A 19958-nucleotide genomic window follows, 5' to 3' on the forward strand; every position below is an offset into this window, starting at 1 on the left:
GCTTGAAAATGCTCTAGCCGCGCCCGCCGGGATCGACGAGGATCGTGGCCGTGATCGAGCGGCCCATGATGCGCGCGGCCTCCATGGCCTGGACGATGTCCTGCTGGCGCGTGCCGTAGAGGCGTGCGACCAGCACGATCTCCTCGACCATGCCGACGAGCGGAGCGATCCTGACATTGCGGCCGAGCGCGCCGCCATCCATCACGACGAGGTCGAAATGCCGGCTGGCATCGGCGAGCATCCGCGCCGCGAAGGTCCGGCCGACATGCTTCTGCGGCGGGGCCTTGCGGCGCCCGCCGGACATCATCGCGACATCCTTGCTGGCGCCAAAATGGATCGATGACTCCAGGCTGCTTTCGCCGCGCAGCAGGTCCATCAGGCCGAGGCCGGTTTCCTCTGGCTCCTTTTCCAAATCGGCATCGATCAGCAGGACGCGCTCGCCCTGCCCGAGGGCTGCTTCGGCAAGCTGGTCCGTCACACGCTCGCGATCGACAGCGTCGCTTTCGACCGAGGTCAGGAGCAGGCTGCGCGCCGCAGCGGCAGCCGCTTCCGACGTATTGAACAGTCTGAGCAGGGCAAGCCCGGCCTCGCCATCGGGCCCGGACGGCGCGGGCGGCACCTTGCGCAGGCGCCAGCGCTGCTTCGCGGCGGGCTTGCCGGGGCGCAGCACGGCTATGACCGGCGCGCCCACCAGCGCCTCGGCCTGGGCGCGGGAGATGAGATGGGGCGCGGCATATTCGCGAATCAAGGCCAGGCCTGCGCCAAGTCCGAGCCCGAGCATTCCGGCTGCGGCGACGAGCGGCAGGGTCGGCGGCCAGCTCGCCTGCTGCGGCGCCTGGGCGCGGCTGATGATACGGGCATTGGTGGTGTCGAGATTGGCCTGCTCGCGCGTTTCCTGCGCGCGCAGCAGGAAATTGGCATAGACGGTGCGGGCAGCCTCCAGGTCGCGCTGAAGATCGCGCAGCCGGACCGAAGCCTGGTCCGCTCCCTGTGTCTGCTGTGTCAGGGCTTCCAGCTTGCTGACGAGGAGCTTCTCGTTGCCCTGCGCGCGCTCGTAATCGGTGCGGACGGATTGTTCGACGCGGGTGATCTCGGTCGCGATCATCCGGCGGATGGTGACGAGCTGGCTCTGGGCCGCCCCGATCGAGGGGTGGCGCGGGCCAAGCTGGCTCTGCAGGTCTGCACCGCGCAGGACGAGCGCCGCCTCCTGCTCGCGCAGTTTGGCGATGACGGGTGACTGGATGGCCTCGGTCGAGTTGCCGGCGAGGCTGCCGCCACGGTGCTGCTGGGCGATCTGCTCGACCTGGGACTTGAGCGCAGCCGTCCGGGCCTGCGCCGCCGAAAGCTGATTGCTGATTTCGCCGAGTTGCTGGTCGCTGATCAACCGGCCTGAGGAGGCGACGAGATTGTTTTCCGCACGGTAGCGTTCGACGGCGTTCTCGGCCTTCTCGACGCGCTTGCGCTGTTCGGCGAGCCGGGCAGTCAGGGAGTCGGCTGCCTCGGTGGCCGCCTTGCTGCGGGCGTCAGCCTGGTCGGCGAGATAGGCTTCGGCGATGGCATTGGCGAGCTTCGCGGATTTCTCCGCGTCCTTCGTCGTCACGACGACGTCGACGACGAAGACCTTGTCGGCGCGCCGCACCGAGAACTTGCGGCGCAGGTTGGCGAGCGCCCGCGCCTCCGCGGGCGTCAGGCTGCCATCGGCGTTCGGCGGGTCGGCCGCGACCCGGCCGAGCAGACGCGACAGCAGGCCCTGGCCGTTGAACTCGCTGTCCTCGGCGAGCTTGGTCGTGCGGATCGCGCGCATCAGCACGCTGGTGGACTGGATGACGCTGGCCTGGCTCTCGACCTGCGCAAGCCCGCCATCCGGCGAGACGGAGCTCGGATTGACGTCGTTGCTGACGACGTTGCGGTCGCGCGGGTCGATCAGGAGCTGGGCTGATGCCGTGTAGAGGGGCGAAGTCACGACGCCATAGGCCAGTGTCAGGCCTGCGAGCAGGCCGGCAATGGCCAGAATCATGAAACGGCGGTGCCAGAGGATGCGCCAGAGCTCGGAGATCTCGACAGCGCCATCCTGACGCCGGCGATAAGCCTCCCGAGGAGCCGGCTGCACCGCTTCCTCCTGCCGATGATCGGTCGCAGCCAGGCTGGCCATTCCTCTACTCTACCAACACAACAACGCCGGCACCGCGGCCTTTCCCGATCGCGATACCGCTGGGGACAATGGCATCGAGTCCTTAACAAGCCCCGCTCTACCCCCGCGCCACTGCGCCGGCAGGGCTAACGAAATCGAAATCCCGACATGGCAGGCTACCCTCCGCTCGCGGGCCGCCTGGTGCACGCAGCCGCGTGGGATGGGGCATGCGACTGAGGTTGACTATCGGTGCTTCGCCGTTGCGGCGATGGCATCTCCTGCTGATCGATCGCCTGCGGAGCCTTCCGGGCCTCGACCTGTCGCTTTGCCTGCCGGAGAGAGCTCCTGTCGACCGGAGCGGGCTCGGCCCTCTGTTTCGCGTCGAGGGCCTGCTCCATGGCTTGCGCCCCGACAGCCTGTTCGCCGTGGCTGAGCCCGGCGATGCGGCCGTTCCGATCAGCCGGCAGGCCGGCCCCGTCGATCTGGTTCTCGATCTCGGGGACGGGAGCGCGGCGGAAGTCGGGCGGCGCTGGAGCCTGCATTTCGACGGCAAGGCGGGAGAAGATGCTCTGGTCGCCGCCCTGCTCGGCGGCGGGCTTCCCCTCGTCGAGCTCAGGGAAAGCGGCGATGTCGTCGCCGCGGGCCGGCCGGGCTCTGAAAACGGTCGCATCCTCCTGGCGAAGCTGGACGATATCCTTGCCCGGATCGTGACGCTGATCCTCGCGGCCATGGCCGGCGGGCGATTGCGCGTTCCGGTTCTGCCTGCGACCGAGACGGGGCCGCCGACGACGCCCGCCGGCATCGCGAAGACGGTCGTCAAGGCCGGGATCGGGAAGGCAATCGAGCTGGTCTACCGGACGGGCTTCCACGCGCCGCATTGGCGGGTCGGCTGGCGCAAGCTCCACGGGCCTGACCTGTTCACCCTGCAGCGGCATCCGGATAGCGGCTGGACCGACCTGCCGGATGACGGCACCCGCTTCTATGCCGACCCCTTTCCGATCCTGCACAAGGGCAAGCTCACGCTCTTCGTCGAGGATTTCGCCCATGCGGCCGGCAAGGGCATCATCTCGGCGGTGGAATTCGGGTCGGACGGACCGCTGGGCCGGCCCGAACCCGTGTTCGAGCAGCCGGGCCACCTGTCCTATCCGTTCGTCTTCGCCCGCGACGGCGAGGTCTGGATGATCCCGGAAAGCTGCAGCGCGGCGCGGGTCGATCTCTTCCGCGCCACGGCTTTTCCGGGTGGCTGGGTGAAGGAGGCGACCCTGATCGAGGGGGTGGTCGCGAGCGACGCCACCCTCATCGAGCAGGACGGGCGGTGGTGGCTGTTCGCGACGGTGCGCGACGGCGGCGGCTCGTTCTCGGACGCGCTGCACCTGTGGTCGGCGCCGGATTTCCGCGGGCCGTGGAAGCCGCATCCGCGCAACCCCGTGCTGATCGACATCGCCTCGGCTCGGCCTGCGGGGCGGATGGTGCTGCGCGACGGGCAGTTGCTGCGGCCGGTGCAGGATTGCCGTCAGGGGTACGGCAAGGCGCTCGGCATCGCCCGCGTGACCCAGCTCGACGACACGGGTTTCGCGCAGGAGGTCGAGACCATTCTGGAGGCGGGAGGGCCGCTCTGGCCCGGCCGCCGCCTGCACAGCCTGAACAGCGCAGGGGGATTCGAGTTTATCGATGGCTCGGCGATGGTTCGGCGGAATCCCCTGGCGCGCCGGCAGCCGCCGGGCGCGAGCGCCAGTTCCTGATAGCGTGGCCGGCGCTGTCGGCGAGCATCGCCAGCCGGCCCACCACCGTGCGCGCGCCCGTCACCGATTCCAGCGTCGCGGATTCCGTCGCGAAGCGCCGCTTGAAATCCTCGCCGCCGCACATGAAGTCGACCATCTCCAGCCCCTGGTCGATCGACCACTGGATGTAATCCATCATCAGGACCATGCCGGGCGAGGCACGCTCGAATTCCGGGTCGTAGGTGGTGATGAAGGCCATCATCCGCCGGCGCTGGACGACATTGATCGAGACGGCGACGATCGCGCCGGCCAGTTCGAGCACGAAGACATGGAGGATGCCGAGGCGCCGCATCACGTCGACCAGCGCCGCGAGCGCAGGCGCGCCCTCGTCGAACAGGTCGGAGGCGCGGCCATGCCGCTCCAGCCATTTGCGCTTGAGCGCGGCGACACGGGTGAGCACCGGCTCCAACGGCTCGTCGGGTCCCATCAGGCGGAAGCGGAGCTCGCCGCCTTCCTCCATGAATTTGCGGCCGCGCCGGTAATTCTGCCGAGTCTTCTTCGACTGAGTCTCGAACCAGTCCCCGCCACGCTGCCAGGGCCCCGCCACGCGATAGCTGATCTCGCTGCGGTGGTTCGGGCGCAAGGTGCCGGCCGTGAGGTCCTGCGCGATGATACTCCGGATCTCGGCGTCGGGCAGGAGCCGGTTGAGGTAGAGCATGTCGAAGCCGCCAGCCGCGGCGATCTCCCACCACAGGGCGCTGACGGCATCGCGGTTCCGGTCAGGCGCCAGGAGCGCATCGCCATAGTCGCTATGTTCCTTGGCGGCCCATTCGAGCACGGTGACGCCGCGGCGGCGGATCGTGGCGAAGGGCAGGGCAGCTTCGAGCGCGGCGCCGTTCCAGACCAGCCCGATCAGCAGGTCGCGATCGTCGCGGCGCGTCGCGGTGCGCCACCAGGCGTCGATCCAGGCATGGCTCTGGAAGACGAGCCCATCGGCGCGCCGCCACAGGTCGTTCCAGGCCGGCGCGAGTGCCGCGAGCCGCTCGTAGGAGGTGACGATCTCCAGTTCGCGGCCGGCTGCTGCGGGAACTCGCGTCGGGCCGGTCACGACTGGGTTTCCTCGATCTCCTGGGCCGTCTGGCGGGCCGCGCGGGGGCGCAGGCGCAGCTTGATCTGGCGCCACATCCGCTTCAGCGGCATGAGATAAAGGCCCGAAAGCGACTGGTAGTCGCGGACATTGCGCTCCATCAGCCCGAACTTGAAGTCCTCGTCCGGCTTCGGCACGCAGAGCGTCCCGAAGAAGCGATCCCAGAACGAGAAGAGCAGGCCGAAATTCTTGTCGTAGTGGCGCGGGTCGACGCTGTGGTGCAACTGGTGCCAGTGCGGGCAGAGCACGACATTGTTGAGCGGCCCGAACGAAATCTTGAAATGCGTGTGCCTGACGAAATCCATCATCAGGATATTGCGCATCACATAGACGTTGATGCCGAAGACGGTGAGCTCGACGAGGTTGAGCGAGACAAGCGACCAGATGCCGAAGCAGATGCCGGGAATGACCCCGTCCCAGGCGCGGTTCATCAGTTCGTCCAGCGGATGGACGCGGTCCTTGGTGATGCCGACCATGACCTCGGCGGAGTGATGGACCTTGTGCAGCTCCCACAGGATCGGGAAGCGATGCTGCGCGACATGGTACAGGTAATAGGAGATGTCGTAGGCGAGCAGCATCGTCACGGTGAAGATCACCGTGGTGAGCGGGCCGGCCGGGCCGGGGATAAGGGGCGGATCGATGTGGAAGAGCGTCGCCAGCACCCGGTTGGTCGCATAGCCGACCGCGACGACGAAGGTGATCCCCGCCGGCAGCATCAGGAAGGGCATGATCGCCTTGCGCGTGACCCAGAACAGCAGGTCCGCCTTCGCCGAAGGATGCATGATGATCTCATGCGGGAACACGAAATCGAAGAACTCGCGGAAGCTGCGCTCCTTCGTCGTCCTGAGATAGGCGACCAGCGCGCTGACGAGCGCCGTCAGCAGGAGCATTCCGGTCGCGATCAGGCTCGTCGCCGAGATCTTGTCGAGGATCTTGCCGACGAAGTCGGTCATTTGCGCAAACATCGGCATCTCAATCATCGATGCGGGGCCACATCTTTGGCACGCAGGTGATTAAGGCTTCGGCCGATGCGATGAAAGACCGTTGCTCAGGGTTAAGCCATTTCTGGTTAAGCCCGGGCGACCGCACTCGCAGAATAAAGAGGCGGCCCTGCGGCCGCCTTTTAAAATCTGCACAGCCTCACCTTGAGTGAGACGAATTCCGCACAGGCTCAGCTTAAGTGAGATAGGCCTTGAGCTTCTATGAGATTTGGGGCGGGGATAGCCGTCTCCAGGCTCATTTTGAATGAGATCTTACAGTAGGCGCGCCGGGCGCCAGGCAAGACGCACGCCAGAGCGAATTGTCGCTTGTCTCGCATGGTTACTCAGCCGCGTGCGCATAGGCGAGTGGCGAAGTCTCGGCGCTCGGCCCGGCCTCGACCTCATGGGCGGTCGCGACCGTCGGCTTGATCCGGAACCACGCAGCATAAAGCGCCGGCAGGAAGAGCAGGATCAGCACCGTCCCGACCGCCGTGCCGCCGATAAGCGTATAGGCCATCGAACCCCAGAAGACGGAGTGGGTCAGCGGGATAAAGGCCAGGACCGCGGCGAGCGCCGTCAGGATGACCGGCCGCGTGCGCTGAACCGTCGCTTCGATGACGGCATGATAGTCGTCCAGACCCGCGATCTGGTTCTCCTTGATCTGGTCGGTCAGGATCAAGGTGTTGCGCATCAGGATGCCCGCCAGCCCGATGAGGCCCAGGATCGCGTTGAAGCCGAAGGGCTGGTTGAAGGCCAGCAGCGTCGGCACCACGCCGATCAGGCCGAGCGGGGCGGTGAACAGCACCATCGTCATCATCGAGAACGACCGCACCTGGACCATGACGACGATCAGGGTCACGGCGATCATCAGCGGAAAAATCTTGCCGAGAGCATCGTTCGCCTTGGCTGCCTCCTCGATCGAGCCGCCCATGTCGATGCGATAGCCGGCCGGCAGCGCGTCGATCAGCGGCTGGAGCGCGGCCCGCACCTGCTTGGAGACCTCCGGAGGCTGCGTCGCCTCGTTAACTTCCGAGCGGATCGTGATCGTCGGCATCCGATCGCGCCGCTTCAGCACCGGCTCCTCGTAGCGGATCTCGGAGTGTCCGATCTGGTCGAGGGGGATCTGCCGCCCGTCCCGACTCATCAGGGAGAAGTCGGCGAGACGCGTCGGGTCGAGACGTTCGGCGCCGGCGCTGCGGGCGATGACCGGCACGTTGCGGATGTCTTCCCGGACCTGCGTGACCGGCACCCCGCTCAGCAGAAACTGGAGCTGCTGGCCGACCTGCGCCGGCGACAGGCCGATCAGGTTGAGGCGGTCCTGGTCCGGCACGAAGCGCAGGACCGGCGTGCGGTTGCCCCAGTCGCGGTTGGCTTCCCGAACATCGGGGATGCCCCGCATGACCTGCAGGGCCTGTTCGGAGATCTTGTAGAGTTCAGCCGGGTCGGGACCGACGATGCGGAACTCGACGGGGAATACCGAGGGAGGCCCGAAGACGAATTGCGTGGCGCGGACATAGGCCTCGGGCGCGAGCCCGTTCGAGATCTCCTCTCGCAGCCGAAGCTTGAGCTCTTCACGCGCATGGGCGTCCGGCGTCAGCACGACGATCTTGGCGAAAGCCGGATCCGGCAGCTCCGGCGAAAGCGCGAGGAAGAAGCGCGGCGCGCCCTGACCGACATAGCTGGTGACGATCTTGGCTTCGGGCTGCCGTTCGAGCCAGCGCTCGACCTTTTGGACTGCGGCGGTCGTGGTCTCGATGCTGCTGCCTTCCGGCAGGCGGATTTCGACGAGCACCTCGGGCCGGTCGGAGGTGGGGAAGAACTGCTGCTTCAGCCCGCCCATGCCGACGCCGGAGAGAGCGAAGGCGATGCCGACGATCGCGCAGGTCAGGAACTTGTGGTCGACCGCGAAGGTGATGAGCCGCCGCAGACGCCGATAGTTCGGCGTGTCGTAGATCCCGTGCGTACCGCCTTCGATCGGCTTGATCTCCGGCAGCATCTTGACGCCGAGATAGGGCGTGAACACCACCGCCACGATCCAGGACACGATCAGCGCAAAGCCGACCACCCAGAAGATGTTGCCGGCGTATTCGCCGGCCGTGGAAGAGGCGAAGCCGACGGGCAGGAAGCCGGCGATCGTCACCAGCGTGCCCGAGAGCATGGGCGCGGCAGTATGGCTCCAGGCATAGGCGGCCGCCTTGATGCGGTCCATGCCCTCTTCCATCTTCACGACCATGACCTCGATGGCGATGATGGCGTCGTCGACGAGGAGGCCGAGCGCCAGGATCAGCGCGCCGAGCGTGATCCGGTCGAAGAACCGGCCGGTCTCCAGCATGATGAAGAAGACGGCCGCGAGCGTGATGGGGATCGCCGCTGCAACCACGATCCCGACGCGCCAGCCGAGGCTGAGCAGGCTGACGAGCAGCACCACGCCGAGCGCCATCGCGAACTTCATCATGAATTCGTCGACGGACGCGGCGATGTTGACCGCCTGGTCCGTTACCTTTTCGAGCGACATGCCGAGCGGCAATGTCCGGCCGATCGCGGCGGTCTTGTTCTCGAGATCCTTCCCGAGCGTCAGCCCGTTCCAGCCGTCCTGCATCACTGCGGCGAGCATGAGACTGGGCTCGCCCTGATGCCGGATGATGAAGCTCGGCGGGTCCTCGTAGCCGCGGCGGACATCGGCGATGTCGGACAGCTTGAGGGTCCGGCCTCCGGCGACGATCGGCGTGTCGGCGATGGCCTGGACGCCCTCATAGGCACCGTCGACCCGGATGAAGACGCGCGGGCCCTTGGTGTCGACCGAGCCCGCCGCCGTGACCGTATTCTGACGCTGCAGGGCGGTGACGATGTCCTGGGCGGAAACGCCCAGCGTCGCGAGCTTCGCATAGGAAAACTCGACGAAGATCTGCTGGGGGCGCTCGCCAAGGATGTTGACCTTCTTGACGCCGGGAACGTGCAGGAGATCCTGCCGAATGGTTTCGGCTTGCCGCGCCAGCTCCCGCATGGGCAGACCCTGCGCCTTCAGCGCATAGAGCGCGAAGCTGACGTCGGAATACTCGTCGTTGACGAAGGGACCGAGCACGCCGGGCGGCAGGTTGCGCGCCTCGTCGGCGAGCTTCTTCCTCGCCTGATAGAACTCCTCCTGCACCTTGGAAGGCGGCGTGGCGTCCTTCAGGTTGACCGTGAGGTAGGCATAGCCCGGTCGTGTCGTCGTCTCGACGCGGTCGTACCAGGCGAGCTCCTGCAGCCGCTTCTCCAGCGGCTCGGCGACGAGGTCCTGCATCTCGCGGGCCGTCGCGCCAGGCCAGACGGAGGTGACCGTCAGCGTCTTGATGGTGAAGCTCGGATCCTCGGCACGTCCGAGCTTGACGAAGGCGTAGGCGCCGGCCGCGACGAGCAGGAGGATCGTGAAGAGGGTGACGGCGCGTTCGCGGACCGCGATGGCCGAGAGATTGAAGCTCATCGCGAGGCCGCCTTGACGTTCGAGGAAGTCCGGACCGGCTGGCCTTCGCGCAGGAGATGCGCCCCGAGCGACACGATCTGGCGGCCGGCCTGCAGCCCCGAGACGACCGCCGTTTCGCTTGTGACGCGAACGAGACGCACGGGTTGGAACGTCACGGCGGAGCCCGCATCGTCGAGAAGCCAGACGCCGGTCTTCTGTCCGTCGTCGAGAACTGCTCCGAGCGGAATCTCCGTCTCGGCGTCAGTCGCTATATCGGACAAGCGGACCGTAACGGTCGCGCCCAAAGGCGCCAGCGCAGCCTCGCTTTCGAGGACGTAGCGAGCCTCATAGGTCCGGGTCTGCGGATCGGCCGAGTCGGATAGCTGGCGCAGAGTGGCGCGGAAGCTGCGCCCCGCGACGCCGTAGAGCGTCGCCTGCGCGGCGGAGCCGATCGGGGGCCTGACCGTTTCGGGCAGGACCACCAACGCCTCTCGCGGACCCGTCTGCGCGAGCCGGGCGACCACCTGCCCTGCCGCGACGACCTGCCCGGGCTCCGCCAGGGTCTCGACGATGATCCCGTCCGCGTCGGCGACCAGTACGGCATAGTTGAGTTCGTTTTCCGCGACATTCGCCTCAGCTTCTGCCGCGGCGGCCTGGGCCTTGGCGGTGTCGAGCGCGGCCTTCGCCTGCTCGTAGCGCTGGGGGCTGGCGGCGAACCCGTTCTTCACGAGCACCGCGTAGCGCGCCTCGTCGGCCGTCGCCTGCGTCAGCACGGCCCGGGCGGCGATGGCCGCGTTGCGCTTGGCGGTGAGCGCCAACCGCAGATCGGTCTCGTCAACCCGCAGCAGCGGCTGTCCCGCCTTCACGGACTGGCCGATATTGACCAGCCGTTCGACGACCTTGCCCGGGACGCGAAAGCCGAGATTGCTCTGGACGCGTGCCGCAATGACGCCCGTAAAGCGCCGGTCGGCGCCTGTGACCGGGCTTGCCGTCGACACGCGCACGATCGGCGGTTCCTGCCGGGAGTCGACAGCCGCCAAAGGAGCGGCTTTGTGCCCGATCAGCATAACGGCGCCCCCGATCCCGGCGGCGACCACGATGCCCCCGACTGCGAGCAGGGCGAACCGGGATTTCCTTGTCATGATGCTTACCAAATAGATTGCGTCCGACATCTATGGCGGTTATAGAGTGTGAACGCAATCTAATTTTTTGGAGCACGGCATGCGGGTCTCCCGAGAGCAAGCGGCACAGAACAGGGAGCGGGTGATCGAGACGGCGAGCCGGCTCTTTCGCGAGCACGGCTTCGACGGCATTGGCCTCAAGGACCTGATGGCCGGAGCCGGCCTGACGCAGGGCGGCTTCTACAAGCAGTTCGCCTCGAAGGATGAATTGACAGCGCTGGCATCGCGGCGAGCGATCGCCAGTTCGGCCGAGCGCTGGTCGTCCGCAGCCGCCTCTCGCCCGGGAGACCCGCTCTCGGCCGTGGCGGAGTTCTACCTCAGCCCGGAGCACGTCGCGGAGCGCGCCGAAGGATGCGCGTTCGTCGCGCTCGCATCCGACGCGGCCCGGCAGGGCCCGGAGGTGAAGGCCGAGTTCGAAGCCGGCATCCGCGCGAACCTCGACATGATCGCAAGCCTGTCCGGTGAGGAGAACAGCGATGCGCTTCTGGCAAAACTGTCGATGATGGTCGGTGCGGTCCTGCTGTCGAGGACGGTCAACGACGAAACGCTGGCGCGCCGGATCCTGAACGCAGCCGGCTCCCAGTTTGACGGCCATACGAAAACGACCAAAGACGCGCAGTAAGCGCAGCAGAAACCGCGCTCAACGGACCGCATCGGGCCTCAATCCGCTTCGATCCGAGGTCCACGTCGTCAGTGGCCCCATCGTCCTGCTTCCCGCGGATCCAGCCGCCCTCGGCACGCTGGCGGGCCTGCCAGTCCGCCATGCCGCGCCAGGTACCGTGCGACTTCGCCACCACCGGTATAGCAGATATCGCCGAACGGTTTTCCCAATCGGACGGCGTACATGGGGTGTCGGTGTGGAGCAGAAGCGATTGATCCTCGATGCGGATCGCTCGTAAGATTGCAACCGGATACAGCATAGACCGCAAGGACTATGCCGACGCCTCCGGTCGGCCGGGGCATCGGCAAAAGCAGAGCTGCTTTTTCGACACTGGTCGGGCTCGGTTTGCAGATCTTCCGTCGACTCGGGCTGAATTATCGCACACAGGCAGCGGTCAAATCGGCAATCTCATGAGGCCACTCCACAAATATTCGCTCGATGGAGACGATGGCCTCTTGCCATGCGGGGCCACGAACAGCCGCATCTGAAAGGCAGCGTCATGGGACTTCGCTTCATCTTCATGCTGACGCGCAACGACCGCACGGTCGAGGACGCCGCGCAGCAGCTGCAGACTGCGCTCAGCCTCGGCGTCCGCCATATCGGCTTCAAGGATATCGGTCTCCCGATCTCGCAGCTCAAGGCACTGAACGCTGCGATCAAGGCGGGGGGAGCGACCTCCTATCTCGAGGTCGTCTCGCTCGACCGCGACAGCGAGACCGCATCGGCCAGGGCCGCCCTCGACATCGGTGTCGACATGCTGCTCGGCGGCACCCACGCCGAGGATGTGCTGCCGATCATTGCAGGCTCGTCGATCCAATACTGCCCCTTCCCTGGGCGCATCGTCGGCCACCCAAGCGTGCTGGAAGGCAGCATCGAGGAGATCGTCGACAGCGCGAGGTCGCTCGCCGCGCGCGACGGCGTGCATGGGCTCGATCTCCTCGCCTATCGCTCCAAGGGCGACGTTCCAGCCCTGATGATGGCGGTCTGTAAGGCGGTCTCGAAGCCGGTCTACATCGCCGGATCGATTGACACGCCCGAGCGCATCGCCATCGTGAAGGAGGCTGGTGCAGCCGGCTTCACCATCGGCACTGCCGCTCTTGACGGCAAGTACCCCGCCGGCAGCAAGAGCGTGCCCGACCAGCTCTCCGCCATCATCCGCGACGTCGCGCGGCTGAACAACCATCTCTCGCCGTTCAGCAAGAACAACCTCGCCGCCTCCTTCGCGGGGTTGCCGACCTCCGGCGAGGCCGTCGTCCCCGGCCGCATCAACGGAATGGCGATCAAGCTCGTCCGCATCGAGTCCCCCTCGGCCTGGCGCTTCGAGCTGAACGACGACAAGCTCGTCTTCGTGCACAGGGGCACCCTGCTCATGGAGTTCCGCGATCGCGAGGAAACCGTGCGCGAAGGCGAGTTCATCGTAATTCCGCACGGCGTCGAGCATCGGCCGGCTGCGTCCGCGGGCTCCTGCGAGGCCGTGGTCATCGCGCCGGCTTGAGGCCCGCCGAGGCGTTGGACGACCGCGATTGGCATACCCGCCTCGCGGAGGTCGCTTTTATGATCGCGTGACCGAAGGCGCGGTCCTTGACCTAAGCGAAACCCGAAAGCTCATGGGCGATATAGGGCTCCTCCAGGGCGGCGATCTCCGTTTCGGAGAGCCTCAAAGGCAGCGCCGCCAGCGCATCGTCGAGCTGCGCCATCTTGGTGGCACCGATCAGAGGCGCCGTGACGCCGTTCTTGTGCAGCAGCCAGGCCAGCGCGATCTGGGCGCGCGGAACCCCGCGCTGTTCTGCGATGTCCCCCACCCGGTCGACCACGGCGCGGTCGGCGCTCTTTGACTTGTCGTAAAAGCCCTTGCCGACCTCATCGGCCGCGGCACGCGCCGTCGCCGGCTCGTCCTGCCAGGGCCGCGTCAGCCGGCCGCGCGCCAGCGGCGACCACGGCACCACGCCGATGCCCTCGGAACGGCAGAGCGGCAGCATCTCGCGCTCCTCCTCGCGGTAGAGGAGGTTCAGATGGTTCTGCATCGAAACGAACGGCGCCCAGCCATGCTGGCGCTGCAAGCCCAACGCCTTCATGAATTGCCAGGCATGCATGGAGGACGCGCCGAGATAGCGCGCCTTGCCCGCCTTTACGACGTCGCTCAGCGCCTCCAGCGTCTCCTCGATCGGCGTCTCATAATCCCAGCGATGGATCTGGTAGAGATCGACATAGTCGGTGCCGAGGCGCTTCAGGCTGGCGTCGATCTCGGAGAAGATCGCCTTGCGCGATAGGCCCTGGCCGTTCGCGTCGGGACGCATCCGGCCATAGACCTTGGTGGCGATGACGACCGCCTCACGCGTCGTGAAGTCGCGGATGGCGCGGCCGAGCACCTCCTCGCTGGCGCCGTCCGAATAGACATTCGCCGTGTCGAAGAAGTTGATGCCGGCTTCCAGCGCCTTGCGGATGAAGGGGCGCCCCTCCTCCTCACCCATCACCCAGCTATGATTGCCGCGGGTCGGGTCGCCATAGCTCATGCAGCCCAGGGCGATGCGCGATACTTTGAGGCCGCTGCGGCCGAGATTGCGATAGTCCATGATGTCCTCGGAACGGATCGAAGGCCGGTTCAGTCGGTGAAGATCGCGCTGTCCATGAGCTGCGGATCGCGGGGAATGAGCGGCATGAAGTCCATCCGCTCGAGGATGTCGCGGCGGATATCGACGCCGGGCGCGACTTCGCTCAGGACGAGCCCCTCGTTTTCGAGGTTGAAGACAGCCCGCTCCGTCACGAACACCGCCTTGTGGCCGCGCTTCAGCGCCTGTTTGCCGGAATAGGTGATCTGCTCGACCTTGCCGACAAGCTTTCGCACATGGCCGTGCTGTGCAATCGTCAGCTTGCCGTCGCCGAGCTGAAGCTTGCTGCCCTTGGTATCGAAGGTTCCGCAGAACACGACCTTCTTCGCGTTCTGCGCGATGTCCATGAAGCCGCCGGGCCCGACCGTCAGCCCGCCGAGCTTGGAGACGTTGACGTCACCCGCCTCGTCGAGCTCGCCGAAGCCGAGGAAGGCCGTGTCGAGCCCGCCGCCGGCATAGAAGTCGAACTGCGAGGGGCCGTCGATCATGGCCGAGGCGCTGCGCGCGAAGCCGAAGAGCAGGCCCACGAGCAGCGAGCCGCCATAGGTGCCGTGCTCTATCGTCTGGTAGTAGCGCCCGACTTCGCCGCGCTCCGCCACCATCTTGGCGACGCCCTCGCCGATGCCGACGCCGAAATTGATGACGTCGCCCTCGGTCAATTCCTGGTAGGCGCGCCGGGCGATCAGCGAACGAATGTTGAGCGGCTCAGGCGGATCGAGCGGGGTGGGCCCGCGGCGCTCGCCGGAGATCAGCGGATCATAGGGCAGGTCGTAGCTCATGCGCTGGTCGGGATCGACCACCACCGCGTCGACGATGGCGCCGGGAACCCGGACCGACCGCGCCGGCAGCGAGTTGACGTCGACGGCCGTGCGGACCTGCGCGATGACGATGCCACCGGAATTATGCGCCGCGAGGGCAGCCGCATAGACATCGACATTCGCGGCCTCCTGATCGAGGCTGATATTGCCGTCGGCATCGCCGAAGGAGCCGCGGATGATCGCAACATTGATCGGGAAGGATTTGTACCAGAGCAGCTCCTGCCCGCCGAGATTGACGACCTCGACCAGATCCTCCTTGGCCGAGGCGTTCATCTTGCCGCCCTGGTGCCGCGGATCGACGAAGGTGCCGAGGCCAACATGGGTGAACAGGCCCGGCCGCTGCCCGCCGATCTCGCGATAGAGCTGCATCACGCAGCCGCTCGGCAGGACATAGGCCTCGATCTTTTCGTCGCGCGCCATCTCCTGCATCTTCGGCGACCAGACCCAGTGGCCGCCGATGACGCGCTTGACCAAGCCCTCATGCGCGAAGTGGTTCATCCCCTCGCTCTTCTTGTCACCGATCCCGAGCGCATGGAGCACGGTGAGCTGGCGCGGATAGCCGGTCGAGAGGAAGCGGCGCGAGACCGCGCGGAAGGTATGCGTCGCCTCCATCAGGCCGCCGCCGCCGCCGACCAGCGCGACGGTGTCGCCATCCTTGATCAGCCCGACGGCCTGATCGGCGCTCATGAACTTGTTGCGGGCCATCAGTTGGCCTCCGCCTGGCCTGCGTCAGGCTTGCGCGGCACCATCAGCCGGTGCTCGCCCTCCTGCACCACCTCGCCATGCTGGTTGAGGAGCGCGATGGCGATGGTCAGGATACCCATGTCGCTGCGGCTCTTCGGAATGCGCATATCGGCGACGCGGAACTTCACCTGCAAGGTGTCGCCGATCCGGATCGGCTTCTTGAAGTTCCAGCTCCAGCCGAGCGCGATGCCGTCATGGAAGAAGCCGGACTGCACCTTCATGCCGTCGGTCAGCGACAAGCCCATCAGCCCATGGGCGATGCGTCCGCCGAACACCGTCGACTGGGCATAAACCTCGTCCATATGGATCGGCGAGAAGTCGCCGGCGACGCCGGCATAGGCCAGGACATGGCCCTCGGTGACGGTGACGCGCGGCGTCAGGCGTTCGTCGCCGATCTGGATCTCTTCGTAGAACTTGCCCGGAAGCATGATGGGTCCCTTTGGAAAACGTCTGCGGCGATGGGCGCTGCCCGCGCGGCTTGCGATGCGTCAGTGCAGGAGCTGCCCGAGGAAGGCTTGCGTCCGGGGATTCTGCGGGTTCGCGAAGAAGGGCTCAGGCTTGCCCATCTCGACGATCTGTCCGGCATCCATGAAGATCACGCGGTCGGCGACCTTGCGGGCGAAGCCCATCTCGTGGGTGACGCAGAGCATCGTCATGCCGTCCTCGGCGAGGCCGACCATGGTGTCGAGCACCTCCTTGACCATCTCGGGGTCGAGCGCCGAGGTCGGCTCGTCGAACAGCATGATCTTCGGCGTCATGCAGAGCGCGCGGGCAATCGCGACGCGCTGCTGCTGGCCTCCGGAGAGCTGGGCGGGATATTTCAGCGCCTGGTCGGCGATCCGCACGCGGGCGAGAAAGCGCATCGCCAGCTCCTGCGCCTCCTTCTTCCGTGTGCCGCGCACCTTCATCGGCGCCAGCATGCAGTTCTCCATCACCGTGAGATGGGGAAAGAGGTTGAACTGCTGGAACACCATGCCGACTTCGGCGCGCACGGTGTCGATGTTCTTCTGCCCGGCGCCGAGATCGTATCCGTCGACGACGAGGCGTCCTTCCTGATAGCGCTCGAGGCTGTTGACGCAGCGGATCAGCGTCGATTTGCCGGAGCCCGACGGCCCGCAGATGACGATCCGCTCACCGCGCGCAACGGTCAGCGCGATGTCCTGCAGGACCTGGAAGGTGCCGAACCATTTCCGCAGGCCCGCGATCTCGATGATCGGGGCGTCGGCGGATGCGCTCGCGCGGCTTCGTTGATCGGGATTGACTGACATGGTCTTGCTCATTCCGGAGAGTGGCGGGCGGCGGGGACGCCGCCCGCGCGCGGTCACTGCACCATCGAAACCGGGAGCGCGGCTTCGCCCTCGCCCGTCTTCGGCATCTCGGCGAGCTCACCACCGATCCACTTCTTGTAGAGCGCCGGCAACTCGCCGCTCGCCAGCTTCCGGGCGACGAAATCGCTGAGATAATCGGCCCATTCGCGCGAGCCGGGCCGTACCGCGAAGGCGTTATAGGCGCGCGCCACGATGAACTTCTGCTCGAACTTGCCGGGACCGGCCACCTGGGCGATGTTCGGAACCTGGGTCGCGGCGCCACCGATCATGTCGACCTGTCCCGCGATCAGCGCCTGCACGGTCGCAGCGTCGTCGTCGAAGCGCTGGATGGTGGCACCCGCCGGCGCCGCCTTGGTGATGGCGATGTCCTGCGGCGTGCCGCGCGGAACACCGACCCGGACGCCTTTCAGATCGTTCCAGCCTTTGATGTTGGCCGAGGCCTTGCCGATATAGATCGTGTCGTTGGTGGTGTAGGGCCGCGAGAACAGCACGACCTTCTGCCGGTCGGCGAAGATGCCCATCACCGCCGCCAGCACGTCGACCTGCCCGGTCAGCAGCGCGGCGACGCGGTTGCTCGACGTGACCGGCGTGACCTCGGCCTTCACGCCGAGATCCTTCGCCAGCATCTCGCCGAGCTCGATGTCGAAGCCCGTCAGCTTGCCGGAAGCATCACTGAAGCCCCAGGGCACCTGGGAGACCTGCGAGCCGATCTTGAGCACGCCGCCCTTCTTGATCGACTCCACCGTCTGCGCCGCAGCGGCTCCGGCCATCGCGGATGCGGCTGCCAGCACGATGGCCGAAGCCAGCGCCGTACGCCGGAACGTCTGAATCCAGTTCATGGGTGTTTCCTCCGGTTGATGTTGTTTTCAGGGGTCGTCAGGTCTTCACGGCGAAGCGCTTCTCGAGGCGCATGCTCAGGCGTGAAAGCGGGAAGCAGAGGACGAAGTAGACGATCGCCGCGCAGCCATAGGCGAGCAGCGGCTTGTAGGTCGCGCTGGCGATGATCTGGGCGGCGCGGGACAATTCGACGAAGCCGATGATCGCGGCGAGCGAAGTGCCCTTGATGAGCTGCACCATGAAGCCGACGGTCGGCGCGACGGAGATCCGCATCGCCTGCGGCAGCACGACGTTGCGCATGCGGGAGGCATAGCTCAGGCCCAGAGCATAGGCGGCCTCGGTCTGCCCGCGTGGCACGGCCTGGATGCTGCCGCGCCAGATCTCTCCGAGGAAGGCGCTGGCATGCAGCGTGAAGCCGATGGCGACGGCGATCCAGGGGTTCACCTTGTAGCCGAGCACCGGCAACCCGTAGAACACGAGGAAGAGCTGCATCAGCAGCGGCGTTCCCTGGAAGAAATCGATATAGAAGCCGGCGCAGCGCTGCAGCCATGTCCGTTCCGAAGTGCGCATCAGCGCGACCGCGAGCCCGACGACACCGCCGCCGACGAAGGCGATCAGGGAGAGAAGGATCGTCGCCTGCACACCCGAGAGGATGGCGAGCGCTTCCGGCAGACCGAATTGCCTGATCATGGCGCCCTCACTTCACCGGATAGGAGAAATAGACGCGGTCGATCAGCTTGAACAAAGTCGCGAAGCCGAACGACATCGTCAGGTAGAGGATCGTCGCGACGATGTAGATCTCGAAGCTGCGGAAGGTCAGCGTATCGATCGACTGGGCGATCGAGGTCAGCTCCTCCGCCGAGATCGAGGAGACGATGCTGGTCGTCAGCAGCGTCAGCACGAACTGGCCGGACAGAGCCGGGAAGATGATCCGCAGCGCCGGCTTCAGGACGATGTGGCGGAAGATCTGCAGCGGCTTGAGGCCGAGCGCCGTGCCGGCCTCGTACTGGCCGCGCGCGATCGCGTCGATGCCGCCGCGGATGACCTCCGCCGAGAAGGCCCCGCAGTTGAGGCTCAGCGCCAGGATGGCGGCGCTCCAGGGCTGGAAGCTGATGCCGAGCGCCGGCAGGCCGAAGAAGATGAAGAAGACCTGCACCAGGAACGGCGTGTTCCGGATGATCTCGACATAGGTGCCGGCCGCGATCCGTGCCGTCGTGAACCGGCTTCGCTTGGCAAGCGCCGTCAGGATGCCGATCGTAAGCCCGGCCGAGATCGAGATCGCCGAGAGCAGGATCGTCAGCCAGCAGCCGCGCAGCAGCTGCTCCCAGTAGGGAAGCAGGACCGAGAAATCGAACTGATACGTCAAGGTTTCCTCCAGGCGCCCCGGTCTTTCGCCGGGGTCGGTGTCTCAGGGGATGCGGAAGAACTCCCGGTAGAGGGGAATCTGCTCGTTCAGCATCGGAAGTCCGGGATGCGTTCGCAGGCCGCGCGCAGCAGCCTCGCGCAGCAGCCGCGTCTGCGCCGGCTTCATGATGATGTCGGCGACGATGGCTTCGGCGCGCAGGCCATCCAGCGCGAAGGGCAGCGGATCATCCTCGCGCAAACCCAGCGGCGTGGCGTTCACCACCACGTCGCTCGCCGGATCGAGAGAGCTTGCGGCCCGCGCAAGACCCGGCCAGCGCTCGCCAAGACGGCCCGCGAGCGCTTCTGCCCGCACCGGATCGATATCGACGACCGACACTGTCGATGCCCCCGCCTGCAGGACCGCGGCGGCGATCGCGACGCCCGCCCCTCCCGCGCCGACGAGGGTGAGGCGCTTGCCCGCGATGGCGTGGCCGGCGCCGAGAAGACCCCGCACAAAGCCCGCACCGTCGAAATTGTCGCCAGACCAACTGCCGTCTGCCTCGCGCCGCATCGCATTGACGGACCCCGCCAGCCGCGCGGCCTCGCTGAGCCGATCCGCGTGACGGCAGACCGCGAGCTTGTGCGGCACCGTGACGAGGAAGCCGTCGAGATTGCCGATCCGCTTCAGGCCTTCGACGACGGCAGCCAGATCGCCGGGCGACACCTCCACCGGAATCAGTGCGGCATCCACGCCACGCTCGCGGAAGAGCCGGTTCATCATGGCCGGCGCCATGACCTGCGCCACCGGGTCGCCGAGCACGGCGAAGAGGCGCGTGCGACCGGTGATCGACTCCACGGCTGGAGCATCGCGCTTGTCGTTGACGAAGGAGGCTACCGCCACGGATCGGGCCCGTTCGATAAAGTGGAACTGGTTCCATAAATATCATAGTTCCACTGCGGTCAAGAGAAGTGACACTGCGTTCCAATTTGAATAAGCTTCCAATTGGAATGGAGG

16 protein-coding genes are annotated in these 19958 nt (G+C 66.3%); 3 read left to right on the plus strand and 13 right to left on the minus strand.

The genetic code is table 11. From position 1 onward, the window contains the following. Positions 1-13: 13 nt before the first annotated feature. Positions 14-2152: a GumC family protein gene (locus GY40_RS17750; protein ID WP_081925492.1), complete on the minus strand. Its 2139-nt coding sequence runs from the start codon at positions 2150-2152 to the stop codon at positions 14-16. Positions 2153-2358: 206 nt separating this feature from the next. Here GY40_RS17750 and GY40_RS17755 point away from each other — a divergent pair, with 206 nt between their 5' ends. Further along, on the plus strand, positions 2359-3873 hold the full coding sequence (locus GY40_RS17755) for a glucosamine inositolphosphorylceramide transferase family protein (protein WP_038364896.1): 1515 nt from the start codon (positions 2359-2361) through the stop codon (positions 3871-3873). Here the strand turns inward: GY40_RS17755 and GY40_RS17760 are convergent. The 4 genes from GY40_RS17760 to GY40_RS17775 form a co-directional block, all read right to left on the minus strand. Next, on the minus strand, positions 3797-4960 hold the full coding sequence (locus GY40_RS17760) for a GNAT family N-acetyltransferase (RefSeq protein ID WP_051988230.1): 1164 nt from the start codon (positions 4958-4960) through the stop codon (positions 3797-3799). The genes GY40_RS17755 and GY40_RS17760 overlap by 77 nt on opposite strands. Further along, a complete protein-coding gene (locus tag GY40_RS17765; protein ID WP_038365265.1) occupies positions 4957-5952 on the minus strand; it encodes a sterol desaturase family protein in 996 nt (331 codons plus the stop codon). Before GY40_RS17765 ends, GY40_RS17760 begins: the two co-directional genes overlap by 4 nt. A 367-nt stretch (positions 5953-6319) precedes the next feature. Then, positions 6320-9442, minus strand: coding sequence for an efflux RND transporter permease subunit (locus GY40_RS17770; protein ID WP_038364899.1), 3123 nt, complete (start codon positions 9440-9442; stop codon positions 6320-6322). Beyond that, the gene (locus tag GY40_RS17775) at positions 9439-10563 is read right to left on the minus strand and encodes an efflux RND transporter periplasmic adaptor subunit (protein ID WP_038365267.1); all 1125 of its coding nucleotides are present in this window, start codon (positions 10561-10563) and stop codon (positions 9439-9441) included. The genes GY40_RS17770 and GY40_RS17775 overlap by 4 nt, the downstream gene beginning before the upstream one ends. A gap of 79 nt (positions 10564-10642) precedes the next feature. On the opposite strand from GY40_RS17775, the gene GY40_RS17780 reads away from it, so the two are divergent. Together GY40_RS17780 and GY40_RS28565 are read left to right on the plus strand one after the other, a co-directional pair. Further along, complete coding sequence (locus tag GY40_RS17780; RefSeq protein WP_051988231.1) at positions 10643-11224, plus strand: TetR/AcrR family transcriptional regulator; 582 nt, start codon at positions 10643-10645, stop codon at positions 11222-11224. A 538-nt stretch (positions 11225-11762) separates the two neighbouring features. After that, complete coding sequence (locus GY40_RS28565; protein ID WP_038365272.1) at positions 11763-12758, plus strand: cupin; 996 nt, start codon at positions 11763-11765, stop codon at positions 12756-12758. 91 nt (positions 12759-12849) lie between these two features. On the opposite strand, the gene GY40_RS17790 is transcribed toward GY40_RS28565, so the two are convergent. From GY40_RS17790 to GY40_RS17825, 8 genes are read right to left on the minus strand one after another with little or no spacing between them, the layout of a single operon-like run. Beyond that, the gene (locus tag GY40_RS17790; protein ID WP_038364902.1) at positions 12850-13836 is read right to left on the minus strand and encodes an aldo/keto reductase; all 987 of its coding nucleotides are present in this window, start codon (positions 13834-13836) and stop codon (positions 12850-12852) included. A gap of 29 nt (positions 13837-13865) precedes the next feature. Beyond that, the gene (locus tag GY40_RS17795) at positions 13866-15395 is read right to left on the minus strand and encodes an acyl CoA:acetate/3-ketoacid CoA transferase (RefSeq protein WP_038364904.1); all 1530 of its coding nucleotides are present in this window, start codon (positions 15393-15395) and stop codon (positions 13866-13868) included. Beyond that, entirely contained in the window at positions 15395-15862 is a 468-nt protein-coding gene (locus tag GY40_RS17800; protein ID WP_038364906.1) for a MaoC family dehydratase, read from the minus strand. The genes GY40_RS17795 and GY40_RS17800 overlap by 1 nt, the downstream gene beginning before the upstream one ends. Before the next feature lie 60 nt (positions 15863-15922). Further along, positions 15923-16702 carry an amino acid ABC transporter ATP-binding protein gene (locus GY40_RS17805; protein ID WP_051988232.1) on the minus strand — a complete coding sequence of 260 codons (780 nt, stop codon included), beginning with the start codon at positions 16700-16702 and terminating at the stop codon, positions 15923-15925. A gap of 53 nt (positions 16703-16755) precedes the next feature. Then, positions 16756-17601, minus strand: a complete 846-nt coding sequence (locus GY40_RS17810) for a transporter substrate-binding domain-containing protein (RefSeq protein ID WP_038364908.1) — start codon at positions 17599-17601, stop codon at positions 16756-16758. A gap of 37 nt (positions 17602-17638) precedes the next feature. Then, the gene (locus GY40_RS17815) at positions 17639-18289 is read right to left on the minus strand and encodes an amino acid ABC transporter permease (protein WP_051988233.1); all 651 of its coding nucleotides are present in this window, start codon (positions 18287-18289) and stop codon (positions 17639-17641) included. A gap of 7 nt (positions 18290-18296) precedes the next feature. Beyond that, positions 18297-18965 (minus strand): amino acid ABC transporter permease, encoded by a 669-nt coding sequence (locus tag GY40_RS17820; protein ID WP_038364910.1) that lies wholly within the window; start codon positions 18963-18965, stop codon positions 18297-18299. Positions 18966-19007: 42 nt separating this feature from the next. Continuing rightward, on the minus strand, positions 19008-19799 hold the full coding sequence (locus tag GY40_RS17825) for a shikimate dehydrogenase family protein (protein ID WP_038365281.1): 792 nt from the start codon (positions 19797-19799) through the stop codon (positions 19008-19010). Between the last annotated feature and the right edge of the window lie 159 nt (positions 19800-19958).

It is taken from the genome of Allobosea sp. UNC402CLCol, assembly GCF_000745475.1.
GTDB lineage: Bacteria > Pseudomonadota > Alphaproteobacteria > Rhizobiales > Beijerinckiaceae > Allobosea > Allobosea spartocytisi.

Coding starts and splice junctions, on each gene's coding strand:
- GY40_RS17750 (WP_081925492.1), bottom strand. CDS start 2,152: ATGGCCAGCCTGGCTGCGACCGATCATCGGCAGGAGGAAGCGGTGCAG.
- GY40_RS17755 (WP_038364896.1), top strand. CDS start 2,359: ATGCGACTGAGGTTGACTATCGGTGCTTCGCCGTTGCGGCGATGGCAT.
- GY40_RS17765 (WP_038365265.1), bottom strand. CDS start 5,952: ATGACCGACTTCGTCGGCAAGATCCTCGACAAGATCTCGGCGACGAGC.
- GY40_RS17770 (WP_038364899.1), bottom strand. CDS start 9,442: ATGAGCTTCAATCTCTCGGCCATCGCGGTCCGCGAACGCGCCGTCACC.
- GY40_RS17775 (WP_038365267.1), bottom strand. CDS start 10,563: ATGACAAGGAAATCCCGGTTCGCCCTGCTCGCAGTCGGGGGCATCGTG.
- GY40_RS17780 (WP_051988231.1), top strand. CDS start 10,643: ATGCGGGTCTCCCGAGAGCAAGCGGCACAGAACAGGGAGCGGGTGATC.
- GY40_RS28565 (WP_038365272.1), top strand. CDS start 11,763: ATGGGACTTCGCTTCATCTTCATGCTGACGCGCAACGACCGCACGGTC.
- GY40_RS17790 (WP_038364902.1), bottom strand. CDS start 13,836: ATGGACTATCGCAATCTCGGCCGCAGCGGCCTCAAAGTATCGCGCATC.
- GY40_RS17795 (WP_038364904.1), bottom strand. CDS start 15,395: ATGGCCCGCAACAAGTTCATGAGCGCCGATCAGGCCGTCGGGCTGATC.
- GY40_RS17800 (WP_038364906.1), bottom strand. CDS start 15,862: ATGCTTCCGGGCAAGTTCTACGAAGAGATCCAGATCGGCGACGAACGC.
- GY40_RS17805 (WP_051988232.1), bottom strand. CDS start 16,702: ATGTCAGTCAATCCCGATCAACGAAGCCGCGCGAGCGCATCCGCCGAC.
- GY40_RS17810 (WP_038364908.1), bottom strand. CDS start 17,601: ATGAACTGGATTCAGACGTTCCGGCGTACGGCGCTGGCTTCGGCCATC.
- GY40_RS17815 (WP_051988233.1), bottom strand. CDS start 18,289: ATGATCAGGCAATTCGGTCTGCCGGAAGCGCTCGCCATCCTCTCGGGT.